At 70.8% G+C, this 308-nt stretch carries 1 pseudogene; it reads right to left on the minus strand.

Annotated features, from left to right (window positions below):
• Nucleotides 1-308: pseudogene (locus tag H926_RS33670) on the minus strand (hypothetical protein); the annotation flags it as partial.

A 308-nucleotide genomic window follows, 5' to 3' on the forward strand; every position in this document is an offset into this window, starting at 1 on the left:
ACAGTGCTGTGGCCCGGCGTCGCGCCAACGCTCGCCAAGATAGGCGGTGGACAGCCCGGCGCCGAACCGACCGGCCCCGCCATCGGTGATCAGCAATTGCGCCGCGCCGCTCGCCAGCATGCGCGCGTTGAGCACGGCCGCGCCCATGGCGACATCGGCAGCCAGGCGCGTTGCCAGCGGCTCATATGCCCCGCGCAGCGCGGTCAGGCAGCGCACCGATTGCGCCGCATCGAGGCAGGCGTGAAACCGTGGCAGCCAGGCCGGGTCATACGGCAGCACCGATTGCGCAACGAAAGCATCCACCCCGA

The sequence above is a fragment of the Novosphingobium sp. B-7 genome (assembly GCF_000410615.1).
Taxonomy (GTDB): Bacteria; Pseudomonadota; Alphaproteobacteria; order Sphingomonadales; family Sphingomonadaceae; genus Novosphingobium; species Novosphingobium capsulatum.